This window comes from Halobellus captivus, from assembly GCF_003697845.1.
GTDB classification, from domain to species: Archaea; Halobacteriota; Halobacteria; order Halobacteriales; family Haloferacaceae; genus Halorubrum; species Halorubrum glutamatedens.
Genome location: NZ_RDQE01000006.1, coordinates 161,549 through 179,108, shown reverse-complemented (window position 1 = coordinate 179,108; position 17,560 = coordinate 161,549). Strand labels below are relative to the sequence as shown.

At 69.2% G+C, this 17,560-nt stretch carries 22 protein-coding genes and 1 tRNA gene; 12 read left to right on the top strand and 11 right to left on the bottom strand.

Annotated elements, in window-relative coordinates:
• Nucleotides 1–4 precede the first annotated feature (4 nt).
• Nucleotides 5–577: a J domain-containing protein gene (locus tag EAO78_RS08985; protein ID WP_122105505.1), complete on the bottom strand. Its 573-nt coding sequence runs from the start codon at nucleotides 575–577 to the stop codon at nucleotides 5–7.
• 710 nt (nucleotides 578–1,287) lie between these two features.
• Between EAO78_RS08985 and EAO78_RS08980 the strand changes: the two genes are divergently transcribed.
• The gene (locus EAO78_RS08980; RefSeq protein WP_122105504.1) at nucleotides 1,288–2,469 is read left to right on the top strand and encodes an aspartate kinase; all 1,182 of its coding nucleotides are present in this window, start codon (nucleotides 1,288–1,290) and stop codon (nucleotides 2,467–2,469) included.
• Between the two features lie 49 nt (nucleotides 2,470–2,518).
• Here the strand turns inward: EAO78_RS08980 and thrC are convergent, their stop codons facing one another.
• From thrC to EAO78_RS08960, 4 genes are all read right to left on the bottom strand, one after another.
• Entirely contained in the window at nucleotides 2,519–3,802 is a 1,284-nt protein-coding gene (thrC, locus tag EAO78_RS08975) for a threonine synthase (RefSeq protein WP_122105503.1), read from the bottom strand.
• Nucleotides 3,803–3,851: 49 nt separating this feature from the next.
• Nucleotides 3,852–4,070, bottom strand: a complete 219-nt coding sequence (locus tag EAO78_RS08970) for a DUF7569 family protein (protein WP_122105502.1) — start codon at nucleotides 4,068–4,070, stop codon at nucleotides 3,852–3,854.
• An 88-nt stretch (nucleotides 4,071–4,158) separates the two neighbouring features.
• Entirely contained in the window at nucleotides 4,159–4,836 is a 678-nt protein-coding gene (upp, locus tag EAO78_RS08965) for a uracil phosphoribosyltransferase (protein ID WP_122105501.1), read from the bottom strand.
• Between the two features lie 109 nt (nucleotides 4,837–4,945).
• Complete coding sequence (locus tag EAO78_RS08960; protein WP_122105500.1) at nucleotides 4,946–5,161, bottom strand: hypothetical protein; 216 nt, start codon at nucleotides 5,159–5,161, stop codon at nucleotides 4,946–4,948.
• A gap of 60 nt (nucleotides 5,162–5,221) precedes the next feature.
• Between EAO78_RS08960 and EAO78_RS08955 the strand changes: the two genes are divergently transcribed.
• Together EAO78_RS08955 and EAO78_RS08950 are read left to right on the top strand one after the other, a co-directional pair.
• Nucleotides 5,222–5,548, top strand: a complete 327-nt coding sequence (locus EAO78_RS08955; protein ID WP_122105499.1) for a hypothetical protein — start codon at nucleotides 5,222–5,224, stop codon at nucleotides 5,546–5,548.
• Nucleotides 5,549–5,650: 102 nt separating this feature from the next.
• Nucleotides 5,651–5,890 (top strand): hypothetical protein, encoded by a 240-nt coding sequence (locus tag EAO78_RS08950; RefSeq protein WP_122105565.1) that lies wholly within the window; start codon nucleotides 5,651–5,653, stop codon nucleotides 5,888–5,890.
• Nucleotides 5,891–5,909: 19 nt separating this feature from the next.
• Here EAO78_RS08950 and EAO78_RS08945 read toward each other — a convergent pair whose 3' ends face one another.
• Together EAO78_RS08945 and EAO78_RS08940 are read right to left on the bottom strand one after the other, a co-directional pair.
• The gene (locus EAO78_RS08945) at nucleotides 5,910–6,419 is read right to left on the bottom strand and encodes a hypothetical protein (RefSeq protein WP_122105498.1); all 510 of its coding nucleotides are present in this window, start codon (nucleotides 6,417–6,419) and stop codon (nucleotides 5,910–5,912) included.
• Nucleotides 6,416–7,663, bottom strand: coding sequence for a CobW family GTP-binding protein (locus EAO78_RS08940; RefSeq protein ID WP_122105497.1), 1,248 nt, complete (start codon nucleotides 7,661–7,663; stop codon nucleotides 6,416–6,418). Before EAO78_RS08940 ends, EAO78_RS08945 begins: the two co-directional genes overlap by 4 nt.
• Nucleotides 7,664–7,784: 121 nt before the next feature.
• Here EAO78_RS08940 and EAO78_RS08935 point away from each other — a divergent pair, with 121 nt between their 5' ends.
• The 4 genes from EAO78_RS08935 (at nucleotide 7,785) to EAO78_RS08920 (ending at nucleotide 11,369) form a co-directional block, all read left to right on the top strand.
• A complete protein-coding gene (locus EAO78_RS08935) occupies nucleotides 7,785–7,982 on the top strand; it encodes a hypothetical protein (RefSeq protein ID WP_122105496.1) in 198 nt (65 codons plus the stop codon).
• Between the two features lie 107 nt (nucleotides 7,983–8,089).
• A complete protein-coding gene (locus EAO78_RS08930; protein ID WP_122105495.1) occupies nucleotides 8,090–8,386 on the top strand; it encodes a hypothetical protein in 297 nt (98 codons plus the stop codon).
• Complete coding sequence (locus tag EAO78_RS08925) at nucleotides 8,386–9,357, top strand: ArsA family ATPase (RefSeq protein ID WP_122105494.1); 972 nt, start codon at nucleotides 8,386–8,388, stop codon at nucleotides 9,355–9,357. The genes EAO78_RS08930 and EAO78_RS08925 overlap by 1 nt, the downstream gene beginning before the upstream one ends.
• A 164-nt stretch (nucleotides 9,358–9,521) precedes the next feature.
• Nucleotides 9,522–11,369, top strand: a complete 1,848-nt coding sequence (locus EAO78_RS08920; protein WP_122105493.1) for a carbon starvation CstA family protein — start codon at nucleotides 9,522–9,524, stop codon at nucleotides 11,367–11,369.
• 81 nt (nucleotides 11,370–11,450) lie between these two features.
• On the opposite strand, the gene EAO78_RS08915 is transcribed toward EAO78_RS08920, so the two are convergent.
• Both EAO78_RS08915 and EAO78_RS08910 read right to left on the bottom strand, forming a co-directional pair.
• Entirely contained in the window at nucleotides 11,451–12,083 is a 633-nt protein-coding gene (locus EAO78_RS08915) for a hypothetical protein (protein WP_122105492.1), read from the bottom strand.
• A complete protein-coding gene (locus EAO78_RS08910; protein ID WP_122105491.1) occupies nucleotides 12,076–12,489 on the bottom strand; it encodes a cupin domain-containing protein in 414 nt (137 codons plus the stop codon). The genes EAO78_RS08915 and EAO78_RS08910 overlap by 8 nt, the downstream gene beginning before the upstream one ends.
• A gap of 205 nt (nucleotides 12,490–12,694) precedes the next feature.
• Between EAO78_RS08910 and EAO78_RS08905 the strand changes: the two genes are divergently transcribed.
• The 4 genes from EAO78_RS08905 to EAO78_RS08890 all read left to right on the top strand — a co-directional run bounded on the left by EAO78_RS08905 (nucleotide 12,695) and on the right by EAO78_RS08890 (nucleotide 14,426).
• Nucleotides 12,695–12,919, top strand: a complete 225-nt coding sequence (locus EAO78_RS08905; protein ID WP_122105490.1) for a hypothetical protein — start codon at nucleotides 12,695–12,697, stop codon at nucleotides 12,917–12,919.
• 117 nt (nucleotides 12,920–13,036) lie between these two features.
• Nucleotides 13,037–13,723 carry a DUF5828 family protein gene (locus EAO78_RS08900; RefSeq protein ID WP_122105489.1) on the top strand — a complete coding sequence of 229 codons (687 nt, stop codon included), beginning with the start codon at nucleotides 13,037–13,039 and terminating at the stop codon, nucleotides 13,721–13,723.
• Nucleotides 13,724–13,780: 57 nt separating this feature from the next.
• On the top strand, nucleotides 13,781–14,020 hold the full coding sequence (locus EAO78_RS08895; RefSeq protein ID WP_122105488.1) for a hypothetical protein: 240 nt from the start codon (nucleotides 13,781–13,783) through the stop codon (nucleotides 14,018–14,020).
• Nucleotides 14,021–14,051: 31 nt separating this feature from the next.
• Nucleotides 14,052–14,426, top strand: coding sequence for a helix-turn-helix domain-containing protein (locus EAO78_RS08890; protein ID WP_122105487.1), 375 nt, complete (start codon nucleotides 14,052–14,054; stop codon nucleotides 14,424–14,426).
• Between the two features lie 29 nt (nucleotides 14,427–14,455).
• On the opposite strand, the gene EAO78_RS08885 is transcribed toward EAO78_RS08890, so the two are convergent.
• Both EAO78_RS08885 and EAO78_RS08880 read right to left on the bottom strand, forming a co-directional pair.
• A complete protein-coding gene (locus EAO78_RS08885; RefSeq protein WP_122105486.1) occupies nucleotides 14,456–16,582 on the bottom strand; it encodes a S9 family peptidase in 2,127 nt (708 codons plus the stop codon).
• Nucleotides 16,583–16,657: 75 nt separating this feature from the next.
• Entirely contained in the window at nucleotides 16,658–17,248 is a 591-nt protein-coding gene (locus tag EAO78_RS08880; RefSeq protein ID WP_122105485.1) for an IMP cyclohydrolase, read from the bottom strand.
• 208 nt (nucleotides 17,249–17,456) lie between these two features.
• Between EAO78_RS08880 and EAO78_RS08875 the strand changes: the two genes are divergently transcribed.
• A tRNA-Gln gene (locus EAO78_RS08875) sits at nucleotides 17,457–17,529 on the top strand.
• The last annotated feature ends 31 nt before the right edge of the window (nucleotides 17,530–17,560 follow it).

Genomic DNA, 17,560 nt, shown 5'->3' with positions numbered 1-17,560 from the left:
CGATTCAGTCCGTCAGGACCTCGTGCGCGCGGTTCAGTTCCTTGAACGCCTCCTCGTCGCCGTCCTCGCCGTCGGGATGGAGCCGTTTGGCCCGCTCGCGGTACGCCGACCGGACGGTCTCCGGATCGGCGCTCGGGTCGAGACCCAACGTCGCGTACGCCTCCCGCACGGACATGCCGTTCGTGGCGGGCGCTCGATCACGCGGGTCGCGGGAGCCGCCGCCGAACCGGCCGGACCGTGACCCGTCGCCCCCCGTCCGTCCGCCGGGTCCGGCGTGGGATCCGCTCGCCCCCGACCCGCCCGCTCCGGCCCCGCGATACGCGTCGCGGCGGTTCTCGGCGGCGCGGGCGCGCTGTCGGGCGCGCTCGCGCTCCGTCGGTCCGAGTCGGTCGGCCTCGCGGCGCATCCGCTCGCGGAGCCGGCCGCTGGCGTGGAACCACATGAGGTACGCCGCGACCCCGAACGGGACGGCGACCGCCAACAGCAGGGGGTTGACGACGACGCCGGCGACGACGAGGAGCGCCGTCAGCCCGACGAACGTCGCCGCCATCCCGACGAGGACGGTGCGGTTCGTCACGGTCGTACTGGGGGTTCCAGAACCGTAAGGCTCCCGGGCGGAGGCCTCTCGATGCCGTCGATCCCTCGGCGTCGGTCCGGCCGACCGATCCCACCGGAAATCAAAGATTTCTGATGGGCTGCACGAGAGCTCTGCTCTCGTGAACGTCGAGTTCCCTCGCTCACTACGTTCGATTCGAGAACCACTCCTCGAAAACCTGGAGGGAAAAAGCCGACGGCGAGGCGAACGCCGAGCCGTCGATGAACCGCTCACTTCGTCGCCGGCGCTTCGCGCCGGCTGTCAGTGGCGCGTCGCGCCACGCTGTTCGCGGATCCTCACTACAGGAGACCCACGGATCGCTCAGTACAGGCAAAGCAACGAGCGATCGCCCGAGCGGCGGGGCGCCAGTGAGCGCCAGAAGGGCGTGAACCCGACCGCGAGGTCGCTGCGAACGGAGTGAGCGGCTGCTCGGAGATCTCTGATTTCTGAGGACGAGGAAAAGGTGGTTGTGGTGAACGGATCGGGTCGATCCTCATCGAGAGACGACTGGGGGCGACCCTTGTCGAAGTGGACACAGTTATCCGGTCCCCTCCGTTACGAGGTCGCATGTTTAGTGACGGCCATACTGTTTCGAGCCCCCGACCAGGGGACGTCGTGGGCTCTCCGGACGCTCCGCGAGTTCGACGACGACGGGCGAGAGACGACCTCGAAGACGACCTCGAGGGTCACGCATGCGCGTAGTCGCGAAGTTCGGCGGGACGAGTCTCGGGAGCGGCGACCGGATCGACCGCGCCGCGGACTCGGTCGCCAACGCGGTCGAGGCCGGCCACGAGATCGCGGTCGTCGCGAGCGCCATGGGGTCGACCACCGACGACCTCCTCGACGACATCACCTTCGAGACGGACGACGCCGACCGCGCGGAGATCGTCTCGATGGGCGAACGGACCAGCGTCCGAATGCTGAAAGCCGCCCTCTCGGTCCGCGGCATCGACGCGGTCTTCCTCGAACCCGGCCATCCCGACTGGCCGGTCATCACGAACGAGCTCGGCGAGGTCGACGTCGAGGAGACGCGCCGCCGTGCCGAGGCGCTCGCCGAACGGCTCGACGGCGTCGTTCCGATAATCACCGGCTTCCTCGCGGAGGACCACGACGGGAACGTCACCACGCTCGGCCGCGGCGGATCGGACACGACGGCGGTCATGCTCGGCAACTACATGGACGCCGACGAGGTCGTCATCGTCACCGACGTCGAGGGCGTGATGACCGGCGACCCGCGGGTCGTCGAGGGCGCACGAAACGTCGGCCGGATCACCGTCGACGAGCTTCGAAACCTCTCGTTTCGCGGCGCCGAGGTCGTCGCCCCGTCCGCGCTGTCGTACAAGAGCGAGGAGCTCGCGGTCCGCGTCGTTCACTACCAGCACGGCGACCTCCTCAGGGGCGGAACCCGGATCGAGGGCCAGTTCGAGAACCTCATCGACATGCGCGAGACGCCGCTCGCGTGTCTCACCGTCGCCGGACGGGCGATCCGGAACCGCCCCGGGATCCTCTCGAACCTGTCGGACGGCCTCCAGCGCGAGGAGATCAACATCGACGCGGTCGCCTCCGGGATGGACTCGGTGACCTTCTACGTCGACGTCGACGTGGCCGAGCGCGCGGAAGCCGTGTTACACGAGACGGTCGTCGCCGACGAGACGCTCTCGTCGGTGACCGTCGACGACCCGATCGCGGTCATCCGCGTGACCGGCGGCGAGTTGCCCAACCAGTCCGGCGTCATCCAGGACATCATCGGACCGCTCGCCGAGGAGGGGATCAACATCATCGACCTGATCACGAGCGCGACCTCGGTCGCGGTGTTCGTCGACTGGGACGACCGTGAGGCGGCCCTGCGGATCGTCCAGTCCTGTTTCGACTGAGGCTTCGATCCCGTTCTCTCCCCCCTGACCGTCCGCGCGATCGACCCGGCTACCCGTCCAGATGTTCGACGACCGCGTCGACGTCGTTGGGGACGGGTTCGGGGTCGCCCCCGGCCTCGTAAGCGGCGTCCGGGTCCTTCAGCAGGTGCCCGGTCGTGAGACACACCACCGTCTCGTCGGCGTCGACGACGCCCTCGCGGCGGAGCTTCTTCAGCCCGGCGAGACTCGCCGCGGAGGCGGGCTCGACGCCGACGCCCTCGCCCGCGAGCTGGCGCTGTGCCTCGGTGATCTCCTCGTCGCTCACGGCGACCGCGGTCCCGCCCGTGTTGCGGATCCCCGGGATGGCCTTCGGCGCGTTGACCGGGTTGCCGATGCGGATCGCGGTCGCGCGGGTCTCGACCTCCTCCCACCGCCGGATCTCGTCGTTGCCCTCCTCGATCGCCTCGACCATCGGGGCGGCCCCCTCGGCCTGGACGCCGGTCAGCTTCGGCACCTCGTCGACCGAGAGCGCGCCCGACTGGACCAGCTCGCGGAACCCCTTGTACAGCGCCGAGGTGTTGCCCGCGTTGCCGACGGGGAGGACGATCCGGTCGGGGTACGTCCCGTAGTCGGCGTGGAACTCCTCTACGATCTCGAAGCCGATCGTCTTCTGACCCTCCAGGCGGAACGGGTTCAGCGAGTTGAGCAGGTACGCCTCGCCGCGCGCGGCGAGCGCCTGGACGATGTCGAGACACGCGTCGAAGTTGCCGTCGACCTCGAGGATGCGAGCGCCGTGGAGGCTCGCCTGTGCGACCTTGCCGGCGGCGACCTTCCCCTGCGGGAGGAGCACGAGCGTCGGCATGTCGGCGCGGCCCCCGTAGGCCGCGAGCGCGGCCGAGGTGTTGCCGGTGGACGCGCAGGCGAGCGCGCCGACGCCGAGCTCCTGAGCGACCCGGACGCCGACGGTCATCCCGCGGTCCTTGAACGAGCCGGTGGGGTTCATTCCCTCGTGTTTGATCCGGAGCGCGTCGACCCCGACGGACTCCTCGATGCGGGGGACGCGGTGGAGCGGGGTGTCGCCCTCCGGCAGCGTCACGCCGAGGTCGAAGGGGAGCCCCTCGCGGTAGCGCCACACCCCGCGGTCGGGGCCCTCGGAGTCCGCGCCCGCGCCGAAGTCGTCGAACGTCGGCGGGTCGGCGTAGCGGACCTCGAGCAGGCCGTCGCACTCGTCGCAGGTGTACCGGACGTCCTCGAACGGGGCGAACGTCTCGCCGCAGGCGATACAGGCGAGCCAGGTCCCGTCGTCCGCACAGTCGGGCGCGTCGGGAGTCGCGGCGTCGATGGCGAGGCTCATTGACTCACCGTCGGTCCCGGCGTGTCTTAAGCCGGGCGGTCGGCGGGGATCAGTCCACGATGATCTCGGAGTCGGAGCCGCCATCCCGGTCCGTCCCGCCGCCCATCTCCGCCTGGTAGCGCTGGATCCACTCGGCGAAACACTCGGGACAGAGCCGTTGCGTGTCGATGTTCGCCCGATCGACGCTGAGTCGAACCGTCCGGGCGAGCGCGTCCGTCGTCGGCTCCCCGCAGGCGTCACAGGGTTCGGTCGTCGTCGCGTCGCTCATACGGGTCGCTCGCGGCGCGAGCTCTTAAAAACCCGTCACGGACGGCGACGGTTCACCCCGGACCGTCCCACCTCGTCCCTCCTCTGCCTCACGTCGTCCGGAAGGCGCGGTCGCCGGCGTCGCCGAGCCCGGGAACGATGAAGCCGTCGTCGTCGAGGCGGTCGTCGATGGCGACCGTCAACAGGTCGGCCTCGGGGAACGCCTCGCCGACGCGGATCAGTCCGTCGGGCGCGGAGACCGCGGAGAGCACGAAGAGGTCCTCGAACCCGTCGGCCTCCGCGAGGATGTGCTCGAGGACGGCACACATCGTCGAGCCGGTCGCGAGCATCGGGTCGGCGACGATCACGGTGTCGGCGGGACGGATCTCGGGTAGCTTCACGTAGTCGATCGTGATCGGGAACTCGCCGTCCTCGTTCATGCCGGCCTCCTCGTCGCGTCCGGCGGAGATGACCCCCTGTTTCGCCCGGGGGAACGCCTTCAACAGTCCCTCGACGAACGGGGTCGCCGCCCGTAGCACGTTGATTATCACCACGTCGTCGAGCCCCTTCACGCGCTCGCCGGTGGTCTCCGCCAGCGGCGTCTCGACTGGCACGTACTCGGTCCCCATCGCGCCGTCGATGATCTCGTAACCGCAGATCCGGCCGAGCTTCACCAGCCCCTTCCGGAAGGCGACCTGCTCGGTCTCGACGTCCCGGAGCCGCGAGAGGGTGTCCTTCGCCAGCGCGTGGGTGATGAGATACGCGTTGTCACGGTCCTCGATGGTCATTATCCGATGAGTCGTGACGTTCGTTCTAAAGCGTTGCCACACGTTCGGGGGCGTCACCCGTCCGGGGGTCGCTACCCGTCCGGGGGTCGCTACTCGTCCGGGAGACGCGTCACCGGAGAACGACGACGTACGTCACCGCGAAGATCGCGAGCGCGACGCCCGCGACCGTGGTGGGGCCGTACTCCATCACCCCGAGGAGGTCGAGCCCCCAGACGATCGTCCACCCCAGCCACAGCGACAGGACGGCGTTCATCGCGAGCACCACCCGCGGGTCGCCGCGCGACTCGTCGACCCCGTCGGAGAGGCCCTTCCGCTCCTCGCTCATGCGTGGAGACGGGAACGACCGGCACTTAGCTCTTTGTTCGTGCGGAACCGAGGAGGGGATATGGTCCGACCCCGCTTCCCGCGAAACCGACGGGGAGAGCCGGTCGATCCGGTGCCGTTCCTGGTGAGCGTCGGCCTCGCGTTCATGCTCGTGTTCTCGATCGCCCCGATCTACGGGCTCGCCTACGGGTTCTCGCTGTCGACGTCGCTTTCGGCGGCGGCGGTCGCCTTCGTCGTCCTCGCGGTCGTAGCGTACGCACAACTCGTCAGGGGCGCGCCCGCGGTCGACGCCGGCCCGCTCCCGGTCGGACCGCGCTTCGAGCGCCTGTTGTACGCCGCGGTCGGGTTCGGCGTGGTCCTCGCGGCGCTGACGGTTCCGCTGCTTTGAGCCGGCTGCGGTCCGCCCTAGACGGCCGCCGCGGCGACCGGATGTGTGCGACGTTCACACACCACCCATAGGATGAGGGGGATCGAGACCCGATCGCCGGTCATGGGGATCTTCGACACCGTCACGGAGGCGTTCGCGTCGTCGACCCAGCGCACGCCCGGCGCGTCCGGCGAGGGCGACTCCGCGGGTGCGTACTGGTGTGACGGCTGCGGGACGCGGGTCCGCGACGTCGACGTCGACGACGAGGGGCTCGACCGCGACGCGGAGGGGACCCCGATCTGTCCCGACTGCGGCGAGTCGATGCGGTTCGAGCGCGCGAGCGGCACCGGCTGCGCCTGTTGAGGGGAACGACCGGCCCGAGTCACCCGAACCAGTCGTCGAGCACCGCGCCGAACCCCGTCGCGCCGATCGCGAGCGCGACGAGCGCGCCCACGCCCGTCGCGGCCAGCACGCCGTTGAGCGCCGCGGCGACGAGGATCGCCTTCGGCCAGCCGTCGTCGTGGCCCACCAGCCGGTCGGCGACCGCGAGGTAGGCGACCGCCGCGCCGACCGCCCACACCACGTACGCGACCAGGAGCAGCGGGACCGCGAGGAGGAGGCCGATCCCGGTGATCGCGAGCATGAACACCGAGACGAACAGCGCGAGGAGTAAGAAGAGCCCGTAGAGGAACGACGACGCCGGCCGCTCGAGGACGGCGTCGGTCATCCGCTCGACGTACGCCGGGCGGACCGCAACGAGAACCGCGGCGACGGCGAGCGTCGTGAGGAAGGCGGCGACTGCACCGCCGGCGACCCCCTGTCCGACGGTCACGTCGATCCCCGAGGGAGCGTCGATCGTCCCCGCCGACAGCGGCGGAACGGGTCCGTTCACGGCTCCCGGAGCACGACCTCGTCGTCCGCCTCGTCCGGAAACGGATCCGAGTCGTCGAGATGCTCGCCCGTCTCGACCCGCTCCCACTCCTCGTCGGTGACGAGCGCGTCGTCGAGTCGGTCGACGAGCGCGGCCTCGTCGAACTCGGTCCCGATGACGACGAACGCGGTCTCGCGGTCGCCGTGCTCGTCGTGCCAGTCGAGTTCCGGGCGGTTCGATCGGAGCATCTCGCGTTCGACCTTCGGCCGGCTCGCGATCCACGGGCCGGGCGCGGTCATCCGGACCGACGGCCCCGCCTGGGCCACCCGCTGGCGGAGCTCGGTTCCGGCGACCCACAGCGTCCCCTTCGACCGAACGACCCCCTCGGGGAGGTCCCGCAGTGCCGCCGCGATCCGTGCCGGGTGGAACGGCCGCCGTCGCCGGTAGGTGAACGAGGTGACGCCGTACACCTCGTCGGGGTGGCGGTGGGCGTGGCCGTCCGGGTCGTGTTCGTCATGGTTGTGGTCGTCGTGATCCCCGCTCCCGTGATCGGAGTCGTCGAGCGCGCGCTTCCAGCCCGGGAGCCCGGCGACCTCCCCCTCGTCGAAGAGGTCGACGTCGAGCAGCCGGTCGGGGTCGACCGCGGAGAACTCGGTGCGTATCGTCTCCGCGTCCGGCTGGAGCGCGGCCACGAGCTCCTCCGCGCGGTCGAGCTCCGCGTCGGTACACAGGTCGGCCTTGTTGAGGACGACGAGGTTCGAGACCTCGACCTGCTCGACGAGGAGGTCCGACAGCGGGCGTCCCTCCGCGTCGGTGCCGCGCCGTTCGGGTTCGTCGACGCCGGAGAAGGAGTCGAGGAACAGCCGCGTGTCGAGGACGGTGACGAGCGCGTCCACGCGATAGCGCGCGGCCGCCCGCGACTCGGTCGTGAACAGCCGGGCGACCGGCGCGGGCTCGGATATCCCCGAGGACTCGACGACGAGGTGGTCGAAGGAGCGCTCGTTGGCCAGCCGCACCACGGCGGTCTCGAGGTCGTCCTGGAGTTCACAGCAGATACAGCCGTTCGACAGCTCCGTGACCCCGTCGTCGACGTCGAGCTCGGAGCCCTCCGCGATCAGCTCCGCGTCGACGTTCACGTCGCCCATGTCGTTGACGAGCACCGCGACGTCGCGGTCGCCGGCGTTCGACAGCAGGTGGTTCAGAAGCGTCGTCTTTCCAGCCCCGAGGCTGCCCGACAGCACGGTCACCGGGATCCGGTCGCTCATGGAGGGGAGTCGAGGCCGAGCGTCCTTCAACTCCCCGGCGGCGAGGGTCCGTGGACGGGCGGGCGGTGCGAGCTCGTCGAAAGCCGATACGTTGATACGCCGTCCCCACCGAACGCCGGACATGACGAGTCTCGTTCCCGTCACCGGGATCGCCGCGATCGTCGCGACGGTAGCCATGGTCGCCGCCATGTTGTACCTGGTCTGGCTCTCCATGGGCGACGGAACCCACGGCCCCAACCTCGACCCCGACCGTCCGGAGTTCGGCGACGAGGACGACGAGGAGGACCAGCCCGAAGTCACCGACGGCGCCTCGGCCTGAGCCGACGATCCACGACCGTTTCCCTCCCTTCCGCACCCCTCCCCTCCCTTCCGCGCCCCGACCCCACCCGCGACAGGTTTACGGCGGTCGCCCGGCCATGAAGAACGATGACACTCGCCGATCGGATCGCGGCGTTCCGTGCCGCCCTCGATGAGTGGCTCCGTGGCCTCTACCACGGGATGATCACCCATCCGGCCTACGAGAAGATCGAGAAGGAGGCCGAGGACGCCGAGGACGCGTTCATGCTGGCGTGTTTCCCCGACGCGTTCGGGATCCCCTCGCCCGTCTCGTACTACACGGCCGAGCTGCTCCCGTACCTCGAGGACGAGTTCGAGGCGTGGGAGCGCCGGCTGTGGGACCGTGAGAGCCTGATCGAGCGCAAGGGCCAGCAGTACCACTTCTGATGGAGCGGTTCGTGTTCTTCGGCGGGAAGGGCGGCGTCGGCAAGACCACCGTCTCGTGTGCGTACGGCTACAAGTGTGCGAACGCCGGGTTGCGGACGCTCGTCGTCTCGACGGACCCCGCACACTCGGTATCGGACGTCTTCGACCAGGGGTTCGACGACGACCCGGCCCCGGTCGAGGGGGTCGACGGGCTCGACGCGATGGAGATCGACCCCGACGACGAGGTCCAGCGACACCTCTCGGAGATCCGCGAGGGGCTCTCCGAGCAGGTGTCCGCGGCGATGGTCAACGAGATCAACCGCCAGCTGGAGATGTCCCACGGGACGCCCGGCGCGTACGAGGCGGCGCTCTTCGACGCGTTCGTCGGCGTGATGCGCGAGGAGGGCGAGCCGTACGACCGGGTCGTCTTCGACACGGCCCCGACGGGGTCGACGCTGCGGCTGCTCGGGCTGCCGGAGTTCCTCGGCGACTGGATCGACCGGCTGATGTACAAACGCCGCCAGTCGATCGATCTCTTCGAGAAGGCGGCGATCGGCGACAGGGAGGCCAGACGGATGATGGACGGGGACCCGGTGTTGGCCCGGCTTCAGAAGCGCAAGGAGTTCTTCGAGTACGCGGGCGAGGCGCTCCGGGAGGACGCCGCCTTCTTCCTCGTCTTGAACCCCGACCAGCTGTCGGTCAACGAGACGGGCCGGGCGATCGAGGCGTTCGCCGACCGCGACCTGACGGTCCGCGGGCTCGTCGCGAACAAGCTGACTCCCGAGCCGGACGACGACGAGAACGGCCGCGGGGCCCGCTACCTCCGCGACCGGGTCGCCACCGAGCGCGAGCGGATCGAGCAGGTCGAGGAGGGGTTCGAGCCGCCGCTGCTCGCGACGATCGAGTCACGGACCCGGGAGGTTCGCGGCGACCTCCTGGCGGAGGTGGCCGCCGAACTCGACGTCGAACCCGCGGAGCCGGAGCGCGCGTGATTGATACCGAACGAATATTCTAGAGAACAAGTACAAATACGTCGAAAATAAATGGGGACGTCGCTCGGTAGCCCGATTTCCTAGCCGTCGCGCCCGCAATTATCACGGATGATGGTAATATTTAACACGTCGTTCGAAAATCCGTAGCACGAGGCAGGGAACCTATGACAAGTGTAATCTGGATCGTAGTTGCCGTGCTGGCGACGTTCACCGCCGGGTACATGGGGTACTCGCGGTACCTCTCGCGTTTCGTCGACCTCGACGACGACCGCGAGACGCCGGCACACAAGTACGAGGACGGACAGGAGTACGTACCGGCGAAGAAGCCGGTGCTACTGGGGCATCACTTCTCGAGCATCGCGGGCGGCGCGCCGATCGTCGGCCCGATCACGGCGGGGGCCATCTGGGGATGGGTCCCCGCCCTGCTGTGGGTCGCCATCGGCAACCCGCTGATGGGCGCGGTCCACGACTTCATCTCGCTTTCCGGATCGATCCGTCACGAGGGGCGGTCGATCGGGTACATCGTTGGACAGTACGTCGGCGAGAAGGGGAAGGACCTCCTGTTGTGGTTCGCGTTCCTCACGATCATCCTCGTCGTCGCGGTGTTCGCGCTCGTCGTCGGGATCGTGTTCAACGCGTACCCGGAGGTGACGACCGCGAGCTTCGTGTACGTCGCGCTCGCGCTTGCTTTCGGCGTGTACCTCTACCAGCTCAACGGCCCGTTCATCCCGGGGACGATACTGTTCGTCGCCGGCGTGTTCGCCGGCATCTGGCTCGGTATCCAGTACCCGTTCGCGCTGTTCGAGGCCGGGAGGGACGCGTTCGTCCTCTCCGAGGCGCTCGGACTCGGATCGGGGAGCTGGGTCCCCGGCGCGGCGGCCGTCGGCGCTAACACCGCCGCGTGGGTCCCGGTGATCATGGTGTACGGGGGAATCGCGAGCGCGCTCCCGGTGTGGGTGTTGCTCCAGCCGCGTGACTACCTCTCGTCGTTCCTGCTGTACTCCGGCGTGGGCGGCGGGATCGTCGCGATCATCGTCGGCACGGTGTTCGCGACCTCGAGCCAGCCGCTCGTCGTCGACTCGTCGATCGCTGCGTTCGAAGGATTCTGGGGCGTCGACGCCGCGGGGCTGTATCCGCTCTTCCCGCTGCTCTTCATCACCATCGCCTGCGGGACGATAAGCGGGTTCCACTCGCTCGTCTCCTCGGGGACGACCTCGAAACAGCTCAACAAGGAGAGCGACGCCCGCCTCATCGGCTACGGCGGGATGCTCGGCGAGGGGCTGTTGGCGGCGCTCGCGCTGTCGACGCTCGCGGTCGCCGGCTTCGTGGCCGACGCCGCGGCCGGCGGGATCGGCGGTGCGCTCCCCAACTTCGCGTCCGGGGGCGGGATCATCCTCACGAGCCTCGGGATCCCCGAGACGATCGGCGCGGTGTTCATGGCGCTCGTCCTGGTGAGTTTCCTCCTCACGTCGACCGACACCGCCGTTCGGCTGGGTCGGTACATGATGGAGGAGATCGTCGGCATGGACGACGGGATGACCGTCAGCGGGCTCTCCGGCGACTTCGGTTCGATCGCCCGCGGACGGTACACGAACCCGATCATTCAGATCGGGATCGCGTACGCGCTCGTGATCTCCGGCGAGTGGGCGACCCTGTGGCCGCTGTTCGGCGGGGCGAACCAGCTGCTCGCCGCGCTGGCGCTGCTGACGGCGACCATCTGGATCGCGAACTGGGACGACTCCAAACAGCTCGTCACCACCGGCGTGCCGATGGCGATCATGGTGACGATCACGGTGCTCGGGCTGCTCTGGTTGGCGTTCTACCAGAACCTCTACGTCAACCTCATCCAGGGCGGCGCCGACACGCTCAGCGCACAGATCTCCTCGAGCGCGCAGATCGTCCTCGCGCTCGTGTTGATCGGGCTCGCGCTGTCGCTCGTCCGGATCGGCTACGGTAACCTGAAGACGGTGCGGGGCGGGAGCCGACCCGCCGCCGAACCCGGCGACGACTGACGGTCGGTACCGCTCGACCGGTTCGGCTCCCGCTCGCGAACTCCCTCCTCTCACGCGCGCAGATCCGTCAGCGACCGCCGACTACCGCCAGAACCGCTTCGCGAACCGCGAGAAGAAGCCCTCGTCGGGCGTCTCGACCGGCTCCCAGAGCCGGAAGGCTCCGGTGACGCCCGCCGCCTCGCTGTCGACGATCTCCTCGCGTTCCGGCGCGACGACGATCAGGTTCACCTCGTAGTGGCCGTAGTAGCCGAACTTCAGCAGGGTCCGGTCGCGGAAGCCGTCGACGAAGTCGGCGACGTCACCGGGGACGCGGTCGCCGACGAGCACGAACGTGATGTCGGTGCCGTAGTGCTGTTCGTCCCCCTCCACCCGCTCGTCGGCTATCCCGTGACCGAGCTCGACGAGCCGCTCCAACTCGGCCACCGTCGGGGTCGGGACCCGTCGGGCGAACACGTACTCCTTCGTCTCGTGGTCGGCGTAGCTCAACGCGGGGTGGAGGAACTGCTTCTGGTTCCGCATGCGCATCTCCGCGTACAGATCGAACCGCTCCCCGTTGACGACGACGTCGGCGTCCAGATCGTAGCTGTACATCAGCCGATCGGAGACCCGGTCGAGGTACTCGTCGTCGTAGTCGGGGACCCTCTCGCGGATCTCCGCGGGGAGCTCCTCGGGGTCGTGTCGCGGACCGGTTCCCGGCTCCGCGTTCTCACTCATGGTCGGCACTGGCGTCGGTCGAGTCGTCGACCGCGTCCGGATCGTACGCGACCGCGTCGTCGTCCGCCTGCGGTGCGCCGATCGCGAGCAGTTCGACCGCGCCGTCGGCGTCCGCGGGGTTGTGCGCCCGCTGGGGGCTCCCGGGATCGACGGCGAAGAGCCCGCCGGCGTCGACCTCGTAGGTCCGATCCGGGGTCTCGACCGCGAGCGTCCCCGACAGGACGTAGAAGGCCTCCTCCTGGGTCTCGTGGTGGTGGTACGCGAGCGGGACCTGTTCGCCCGGCTCGGCGCGGAAGCGGTTCAGCGCCATCTCCTCGAGCCCCGCCGGCCCCGTCAGCTTCCGGCACTCGCAGGGGCGGTCCGGCTCCGGCTCGACGGAGTCCGTGTCGACGACGCGGTATCCCATGCGTGATGATTCCACACGCGATATAAAAGCGCGTCGGGGGAGGAGGTGCGGGGCGAAGGGAGACGAGGGGAGACGTGCGTGGAACTGGACGGGGATCGTGCCGAGCGTCGAAGCGGACGGGGATCGCGTCGAACGCTCGTGCGTCCGACGCGCACCGTCGACACCGTTTAGTGGACTCGCATCCACGATCGTGACAGATAGCCCCATGACCGAGGGAGAAAAACGGACCGAAGCGTGCGGGCGGTGTTCGATGTCGACCGTCGTCGACGCGGTGAGCGACGGCGAGGGGCGCGCCGAGCGAGACCCGTTCGCCGGCGAGCGGATCGAGGTCGACGAGTCCGCGATCCGGCGGGTGTCGCCGGCGGGGTTCCTCGGCGACCTCAAGACCAGGATCGACGACGCCGCGCGGCGGATCGCCTACGGGAAGTAGACCACGTCGATATCGGATCTCGACCACGTCGGGACTGGATCCCCGCCGCAGCGGTATCGCGGCCGAGAACTCGACGGGGAGACTTATACTCGTCCGACACGTCGTTCCGTACAACCAATGGAAGAGAGCATCTCCGGGTTCAAGCAACGCGGGGACTGGGGGGACGTCGTCGAACACGGCGAGCGGATCACGCTCGCGCTCCGGGAGACCGGCGTGGACGGCGACGCGTTCCACGAGTTCGACGACTGGCGGCCGAAGGCCCACGAGCGGATCGACGAGGACGTCTCCGAGAAGACCGCGAAGCAGGCGTCGGTGAGCGAGGGTAACGGCGAGAAGGCGGGAAAGACCCCGGGAGACGACCTCCAGACGGCCGGCGAGAAGCTCACCGAATCCTACGAGAAGGTCGAGGAGGACGACACGGAGGGCGCGGTTGAGCGCTGGGGCGAGTCGATAAACCACGTCGCCCGCGCCGCCGACTCGGCGGGCCGGAAGGCGATCCGGAAGGTCGAGGACACGGTCTACCGGAAGGTGATGACCCAGATGGCGCCGTACTACTTCGACAACGAGCTCATCAGCGCCAACGTCACCGAGGTCGCCCGCGGCGACGACGGCGAGACCTTCGAGTTCGAGGTGAACGTCAACGACGACGAGCTGAAATCGGAGGTGAGCGACGTCCTCGCGGAGTACGAGTCGGAGATCGACCGTTGGCACGTCGAGACCGAGAAACGCACCGAGGACGTCGCGGCCGCGGAGGGGGTCGAACCGCCGGAGGAGGAGGGCGGCCCCGAATCGACGATGACCTGACGTGGGCCGGTGACCTGACACGGGGACTTTTTGTTCCGACCGCTCGAACCGGGGGTCATGAAGTCCCCACTCCGGCTCGAGCCGGGCGAGCGTCCGGCAGACGACATCATCGCCGCGCTGCGGGAGGGACGGCGGGTCGTCCTCGACGTCCAGGTGGCCGGGAGCGCACACGAGGTGGTGTTGCGGTACGACGGCGAGACGTACCACTGTGACACTCCGACGAGCCTCCACAGACACAGCGAGGAGGCCGAAATGCGTGCCTGCCTCGACCGCATGGGGTACGCCGCGGAAAACTGAGGTTTAATCCCGTCGCGGACGATTCCCCGTCATGGCCGAAGCAGAGATCGAGGACCTCGTCGGCGACGTCTCCCCGTCGTTCGAACACGTGCTCTCGTGCGTCTTCGGCATTCGAGACCACGAGAGCCGGACGTACCTGACGCTCATCGAGTATCGGGGCAGCACCGTCGCCGAGCTGGCCGACGTGCTCGACCGCGACCGCTCGAACGTGAACCGGTCGCTGTCGACGCTCCGGGAGAAGGGGCTCGTCGAGCGCCGCCGCCGACTGCTGGACTCGGGCGGGTACGTCTACCAGTACACCGCGATCCCCGTCCCGGAGGCGAAACGGCTCCTCCACGACGCGCTCGACGAATGGGTCGCCGGCGTCCACGAGTCGATAGACGCGTTCGATCCCGACGAGACGTGAACTGCCTGTAGAGCGCCCGACTGCCCCGGTTATTCCGCTTCCGTCGTCGACTCTCTCCCGCTCGCCGTCAACCCCGCGTCGGCCGGACGGTCGAGAGCGCGCGGCGCGTCGTGGTACTCGGAGTAGCCGTCGAACCAGCGAGCGATCCGCTCGATCCGGTCGACGATATGCCCCGGCTCGCCGGACCGCGAGAGCTCGTGACCCTCCCGCGGATAGCGAACCAACCGGGTGCCGACGCCGTTCTTTCGGAGGATCCGGTGGTACAGCTCCGCCGTACAGATCGGGGTTCGGGTGTCGTCCTCGGAGTGGATCAGAAGCGTCGGCGTGTCGACCTCGTGGGCGTGGCCGGTCGGCGACTGCTCCCACAGCCACCCCGGCTCCTCCGAGGGGACGGTGTCGAAGTCCCCCTCGAGCAACCCGTACGCCCCGTCCGTCGACCCGTAGAAGCCGGTGAGGTCGTAGACGCCGCGCTGGGCGACCGCCGCACGGAACCGGTCGGTCCGTCCGACCGCCCACGCCGTCATGAACCCGCCGAAGGAGCCGCCGGTGACGAGGACGTTCCCCTCGTCGATCGGGTACCGGTCGATCGTCTCGTCGACGCCCGCCGTCACGTCGGCGAGGGTCGTCTCCCCCCAGTCGCGGTCGATAGCCCGACTGAACGCCTCGCCGTACCCGGTCGATCCTCGCGGGTTCGACCAGAAGACGACGTAGCCGCGGGCGGCGAGCGTCTGGAACTCGTGCCACATCGTCCCCGCGGTCGACCACATCGCGTGCGGACCGCCGTGGATCTCGACGGCGAGCGGATACTTCCCGTCCGCGTCGGGGTCGAACTCCGGCGGCGTGAGGACCCACCCCTGGATCTCGGTCCCGTCGGACTCGAACCGGACCTCCTCGGGCTCGCCGACGTGACGGTCGGCGAGGAGGTCGGCGTTCAGCTCGGTCAGCCGGGTCGTCGTCCCGGCCGCGGCGTCGAACAGGAACACGTCGCCCGGATGGTCCCACTCGCTTCGCGCGAGCGCGACCGTCACCTCGTCGGGACCCGCCCCGTCGTCGCCGCCGACCGTCGCGCCCGAGACGGTCCCCTCCCGGAGGAGTCGCTTGGGAGCGGTGCTCCCGTCGGCGGGGACGTGCCACAGCGCGGTCTCGCCCTCGTCGGGCGTGGCGAAGTAGAGCGTCTCGCCGTCGGGCCCCCACTGCGGGGCCACCCCGTCGTCGAGGTCACGGTCGAGACCGTCGGTCAGCGAGATCACCGAGCCGTCCGCGCGGTCGAGGAGGTGGAGGTCCGTCTGCCGGAGGGATATGCGGTCGGGCTCGGCGTGGGTGAACGCGATCCGTCCGTCGGCGGTCGCCGCCAGCGGCGATGCCCAGTCCGTCGTGGTGTGGAGTCGCTCGACCGCGTTCGTCGCGAGGTCGTGCGCGTGGATCGCGATCTCGTCGGAGTCGTCGGGATCGCCGCCGACGGACTCGGTGTAATACAGCGTGTCGGCGTCGCCCCACTCCGGCGCGCCGAAGTCGGCGTCGCGGTCCGTCACCCGCTCGATCGAAGGGGTTCCGTCGGCCCTCCCGCCGCCGTTCGTTCTCTCGACGCCGTCCACGAACGCGTCCGCGTCGACGACGTAGATCCCCGGCCGCCGCCCGCCGAAGAACGCCTCCTCCGAGCGGAACACCGTCCGGTCGATCACCCGCGGGTCGGGGTGCTCGTCGAGCTCGTACCCGTCGGGAACCGACAGGTCGCGGTCGGCCGCTCGGTCCTCGGCGGTCACCGACTGGACGAACGCGAGCCGATCGCCGTCCGGCGACCACACCACGTCGGAGACCCCGCCGCCGACGTCCGTGATCCGGCGAGCCTCGCCTCCGGCGACCGGAAGGATCCACAGCTGTCGGCGGTCGTCGTCGGGCCCGCGCGTGGAGGTGAACGCGATCCGGTCGCCGGAGGGGCTCCAGCGCGGCTCCGCGTCGGCCCCCTCGGCGAGCGAGAAGCGGCGCGGCTCGTCGGCGTCGCCGTCGCCGGCCTCGACGAGATGGACGGTCGACTCGTACGTCTCGTCGCTTTTCGGCCGTCGACGAAGGAAGGCGACCCGCTCGCCGTCCGGGGAGACGCGAGGGTCCGCCGGCTTCGCGATGTCGTGATACGCCGCGGCCGTGATGGGCTTCATACCCGCTCGTCGACCCGTTCCCTCAAAAGCCGTCGGGAGCCGGAAGAGGGGCGAACGGACGCGCCGGTCGGCGGGTCACTCCCCGTTGTCGAACGCCAGCGAGACGCCCTCGTCGTCGACGGTCGCGCCGGCGGCACACACCGGGTGCTCGAAGTCGGCTCCGAGGACCTCGCTCGCGGCGGCTTCGGCGTCCTCGGCCGCGATATCGTAGGCATCCGGCGAATCCCGCTCGTAGGTCGCCACGAGCGTCGGCTCGTCGACCGACTCCACGAGCAGGGCATCGCGTCGGACCGTGCCGATCGTCGCGGTCTCCGCGCCGACGACGCCGGCGATCCGCGGGGTGTCGTAGTCGTCCTTCTCGAAGTCGAGCGCGAGGAGCGGCGTCGCGAGCGCGTCGCGAGCAGGGTAGCCGAGCTCGAGCTTCTCGGCTATCGAGTCGACGTGCGAGCCGTTGCCGAGGACCGCGAGCGGCTCGCCGGTCGGCGTCTCGACCCGCCGAACGCAGTTGTACGAGACGTACGGGTTGTCCGTCTCCGGCGCGTCCGGCGTGGGCCCGACCGTCAGCGTGCCGTCCCGATCGACCACCCGCCGATCCGGGAACGACCGTGAGGAGACGCGATACGCGCCGATGCCGGGACCGACGACGACGAACCGTCCGATGTACATACACAGGTGTGAGTATTCGTCGGGTTAAAACACGTCGATCGATCCACGTCCGGCGACAGAGACGGGTGATCGGCGGGAACGATCGGAGGGGTCGGAGCGGTCGAACGGGCGTCGTGTGCGAGGCCGCGACTTCCGTGTGCGAGCGTGTGACAGGGAGAACGCGACGCGCAACGCTTACAAACACGCGTGGAGTAGCGATGGTGCGCACAGTCCATTGGGGTAGTGGCCAATCCTGAAGCCTTCTGGGGGCTTCGACCCTGGTTCGAATCCAGGATGGACTATCCGTCTTCTCCGCGACGACGTTCCCTTCGC

What these genes read in the sequence shown, in the direction of transcription:
- EAO78_RS08980 (WP_122105504.1), top strand. Translation starts at nt 1,288, where the DNA reads ATGCGCGTAGTCGCGAAGTTCGGCGGGACGAGTCTCGGGAGCGGCGAC.
- thrC (WP_122105503.1), bottom strand. Translation starts at nt 3,802, where the DNA reads ATGAGCCTCGCCATCGACGCCGCGACTCCCGACGCGCCCGACTGTGCG.
- EAO78_RS08970 (WP_122105502.1), bottom strand. Translation starts at nt 4,070, where the DNA reads ATGAGCGACGCGACGACGACCGAACCCTGTGACGCCTGCGGGGAGCCG.
- upp (WP_122105501.1), bottom strand. Translation starts at nt 4,836, where the DNA reads ATGACCATCGAGGACCGTGACAACGCGTATCTCATCACCCACGCGCTG.
- EAO78_RS08960 (WP_122105500.1), bottom strand. Translation starts at nt 5,161, where the DNA reads ATGAGCGAGGAGCGGAAGGGCCTCTCCGACGGGGTCGACGAGTCGCGC.
- EAO78_RS08955 (WP_122105499.1), top strand. Translation starts at nt 5,222, where the DNA reads ATGGTCCGACCCCGCTTCCCGCGAAACCGACGGGGAGAGCCGGTCGAT.
- EAO78_RS08950 (WP_122105565.1), top strand. Translation starts at nt 5,651, where the DNA reads ATGGGGATCTTCGACACCGTCACGGAGGCGTTCGCGTCGTCGACCCAG.
- EAO78_RS08940 (WP_122105497.1), bottom strand. Translation starts at nt 7,663, where the DNA reads ATGAGCGACCGGATCCCGGTGACCGTGCTGTCGGGCAGCCTCGGGGCT.
- EAO78_RS08935 (WP_122105496.1), top strand. Translation starts at nt 7,785, where the DNA reads ATGACGAGTCTCGTTCCCGTCACCGGGATCGCCGCGATCGTCGCGACG.
- EAO78_RS08930 (WP_122105495.1), top strand. Translation starts at nt 8,090, where the DNA reads ATGACACTCGCCGATCGGATCGCGGCGTTCCGTGCCGCCCTCGATGAG.
- EAO78_RS08925 (WP_122105494.1), top strand. Translation starts at nt 8,386, where the DNA reads ATGGAGCGGTTCGTGTTCTTCGGCGGGAAGGGCGGCGTCGGCAAGACC.
- EAO78_RS08920 (WP_122105493.1), top strand. Translation starts at nt 9,522, where the DNA reads ATGACAAGTGTAATCTGGATCGTAGTTGCCGTGCTGGCGACGTTCACC.
- EAO78_RS08915 (WP_122105492.1), bottom strand. Translation starts at nt 12,083, where the DNA reads ATGAGTGAGAACGCGGAGCCGGGAACCGGTCCGCGACACGACCCCGAG.
- EAO78_RS08910 (WP_122105491.1), bottom strand. Translation starts at nt 12,489, where the DNA reads ATGGGATACCGCGTCGTCGACACGGACTCCGTCGAGCCGGAGCCGGAC.
- EAO78_RS08905 (WP_122105490.1), top strand. Translation starts at nt 12,695, where the DNA reads ATGACCGAGGGAGAAAAACGGACCGAAGCGTGCGGGCGGTGTTCGATG.
- EAO78_RS08900 (WP_122105489.1), top strand. Translation starts at nt 13,037, where the DNA reads ATGGAAGAGAGCATCTCCGGGTTCAAGCAACGCGGGGACTGGGGGGAC.
- EAO78_RS08895 (WP_122105488.1), top strand. Translation starts at nt 13,781, where the DNA reads ATGAAGTCCCCACTCCGGCTCGAGCCGGGCGAGCGTCCGGCAGACGAC.
- EAO78_RS08890 (WP_122105487.1), top strand. Translation starts at nt 14,052, where the DNA reads ATGGCCGAAGCAGAGATCGAGGACCTCGTCGGCGACGTCTCCCCGTCG.
- EAO78_RS08885 (WP_122105486.1), bottom strand. Translation starts at nt 16,582, where the DNA reads ATGAAGCCCATCACGGCCGCGGCGTATCACGACATCGCGAAGCCGGCG.
- EAO78_RS08880 (WP_122105485.1), bottom strand. Translation starts at nt 17,248, where the DNA reads ATGTACATCGGACGGTTCGTCGTCGTCGGTCCCGGCATCGGCGCGTAT.